The sequence below is a fragment of the Paraburkholderia diazotrophica genome, from assembly GCF_038900755.1.
In the GTDB taxonomy this organism is placed as follows: Bacteria; Pseudomonadota; Gammaproteobacteria; order Burkholderiales; family Burkholderiaceae; genus Paraburkholderia; species Paraburkholderia diazotrophica_A.
The window spans coordinates 1-2,999 of the sequence record NZ_JBBPEN010000048.1 but is presented as its reverse complement, the minus strand read 5'-3'; the positions used below and the strand labels follow the sequence as shown (position 1 = coordinate 2,999).

The 2,999-nt window shown below is 58.8% G+C and carries 1 protein-coding gene; it reads right to left on the bottom strand.

The window, feature by feature from the left end; genetic code table 11:
- Positions 1–251: 251 nt before the first annotated feature.
- Entirely contained in the window at positions 252–1,574 is a 1,323-nt protein-coding gene (gene ltrA, locus AABE10_RS36030; protein ID WP_342937812.1) for a group II intron reverse transcriptase/maturase, read from the bottom strand.
- Between the last annotated feature and the right edge of the window lie 1,425 nt (positions 1,575–2,999).

Sequence of the window (2,999 nt, the reverse complement as noted above, 5' to 3'; positions counted from 1 at the left end):
GGGTGATGGGGTGAGTCTAGGGTAGTTCGAACGCGACGAAGCCTGGAAACATCGGCAAAACCACCTCGCTTTCGCATTTTGTGTGTCACGACGAGGGTCATCCCCCTGTCCGGTGCGCCCGAGACAAATCGGGTAGGAGGCGGGGTCGCCCCCGCCGTCACCGGGTCACCGGAGGCAGTCACCCGCCTCCGGTTCCCACAGAACGTAGCGTGCAGATTTCCCGCACTACGCTCTTCAGAAGTTGACGTGATTCACAGCACCGCGATAGCTTGCAGCGCCCGGTAGGGCAGATACAGCTTTGGTCGCATCAAAGGAAAGCGCTTCTTGATCTCCTGGAAGGCCTCCCAGGTCACGCTGCCTGAACGACTCCGGCTACTCAGCATTTTGCGCCAGTACCGCTCCACCGCTCTATGAACCTTCTGCAAGGCCCGGAAATTCCCGGCAACGCCATAGTAGGTGTAGTGGCCGCGTAATGCGCGATTTAGCTTGTCCGCCTGTTCCCGAATCGACATATGCCGTACCGAGCGCATCAAGTCCTGCAGGTTTACCAGGCTACGCCGCAGACGAGACTTCTCTGTGCGCAGACCTACCTTGAAATTGCCCTTCAGGTTGCGTGTGCAATACAGGGTAAAGCCCAGAAAGTAGATCGTTTCTGGGCGCCGCTTCCCGTGATTGCGTGCGTACCGTTGGGCAAAACGACCGAATGCGACGAGTTTGGTTTTGGTCGGTTCGAGCGTCAGACCGAATTTCGCCAATCGCTTGCGCAAGGCGTCCTGAACACGAAGTGCATCTGACTGGTGTTGGAAACACATCACAAAATCGTCGATGTAACGTACCAGATACGCTTCGCCCTGCAGATGGCGCTTGACCACACGTTCAAACCACAGATCAAGCACATAATGCAGATACACGTTGCTTAAAAGGACGCTGATCGAACCACCCTGTGGTGTTCCCTCCTCGTTTTGATGCACTTGCCCATCTTCCAGAATGCCAGCTTTGAGCCAGCGCCGGACCAGGCTGATCAGGCGGTGATCTCCTACCCGGTGTTCCACGAAGCGAAGCAACCAATCGTGTTTGAGGCTCCCGAAGAAGTTCTTCAGATCCGCTTCCAGCACCCAGCTCACCTTACCTCCAGCAATAACCTCGGTAAGGGTTGCCAGCGCCTTGTGGGCGCCCCGTTCAGGCCGCCCGCCGAACGAACACGACATAAAATCCTGCTCATAAATGGCTGACAGCACCTCTGCGGTGCTACGCTGGAGCGCCCGGTCCGCGACAGTCGGCACGCCTAACGGGCGCATCTCCTGTTTGCCGGGCTTCGGAATGTACACGCGCCGGATGTCTGGCGCATGGTACCCCTTGCGGTGCACAGATTGGACCATCGGCCCAATCCAGCTATCAAAGCTCTCCTTCGCCTGCGTTACCGTCTGACCATCCACGCCCGCCGCCGAGCGAGTCGGAATCTTCCACAGATTCGTCCACACCCGATCTGGCGTTATGTAATGGGCCAGTGAGGTAAACCGGAGCCCTGGCTCACACCGGGCCTTTGCTGCTATTCGCTCGAGTCCCGTTTCCATGGCGGGTGATTCTTCCCTTTGCATGAAAGACCTTACCTCCCTTTGTATGGAGTCCATGTTGCCCACGAACGATTCAACTTCTGCTGGCCGCTTCCCCGTGTAGTCGGCTCTCCCGACCTCAGAGTACTATCAGCCAGTCTGACTTCCGTCAGGTCGTCAGGTCTTCCTGCCTTCTCGGCCCGTCTGACCTTACAAGCAACCATCACTTGAACCTGACGGATCTCCCTTGTTCACATAAAACCCTTCGGTTACATGCTGGCGGTACGAACCCCGGAAGCACTCCAGTACACTCGCCATGCCGTGTATCGGAATTCCGTCTTCCCCTTTGGGAGATAGGGTCGGCTACTTCAACCACGATCGATTTCGGGGCTATCTTTCCGTTCACTGATGTTCCGGCCTGCAACCTCCCTGTCTACGCTTCGCAATGACCGTTACCGGGCACCACGCAAGACTCGGTACGCGGCTGCTGGCTAGGCTTTGCCGCGATCGCCATCTCAGGCGACTGAATTTCATGCGCTTGCAAGGCGCAACTCCCACAACACCGGACGTACGGATCACGTATCCGGCGTTTCCTGTCGGCGGCAGACTCGCAAGTCCGCCGCTTGAGCTTGTTTCGTGCATCGTGTCGCCCGGCATCCGATGGACACCTCAACCGCTCTCCGGGCTTCCGGCCCCTCCAGCTAGGTTGCAGGCCCCCGGCACGACGCCGGGGCTTCTGTCCAGACACGCAGAGATCACGCGTGACTTGCCACTCGTGACAGGTTCGGCCCTTCACCGCTGCGGTTCCAGCGACTAATACGACCTCTGCTGACTCCTATGAGCCCATCCCACCGCCTCTCGACGGCAGTAGCACAAGGCAGGCTCACAGGCCTCCCAGGGTAAGACGCGCGACCTTCACGCTTATGCCTGTCGGATTTACGTCGTAGCGTTCCGTGCAAGTATTGGGCTTTGGTGATCTCGGCCACCTCACCCCGCTACGCCGCCTCATATCCGCTTCCTGTTCGTCAGGCCAGCGTTTTGCCTGCGGCTTCCTTCAGATTCCGCCTCGCGACGGACACCCTTGCCGTTCAGCTAACACTTCCCCTTGCCGGGTGTGTAGAGGACTTTCACCCCCAAGTCGTCCAGCTCGTCACCACAACGAGCCGAACAGCGCCAGTCACGGCGCTGCGCGCCATGCCTGGCGCACCGAAAAAAAAGCGCCGTTCCTGAGGAACGGCGCTGGCTTAAGATTGTACGGTCACAAACGGCAACATGACGACGCCGTTGCTCCGCCTCGCGCGAGTGACGGGGCAAGGTGTGGCGTCACTCGTGCATCAGGCGGACTTCAGCCCGCCGTCGTTGCCCTCTTCTGGCCAGCAAAGCCAGAAGAAGGCGAAACCCAGCCCGAGAACGTCGGCCAGCATCTGAATCAACTGGCTCGGGTCA

What these genes read in the sequence shown, in the direction of transcription:
- ltrA (WP_342937812.1), bottom strand. Translation starts at nt 1,574, where the DNA reads ATGGAAACGGGACTCGAGCGAATAGCAGCAAAGGCCCGGTGTGAGCCA.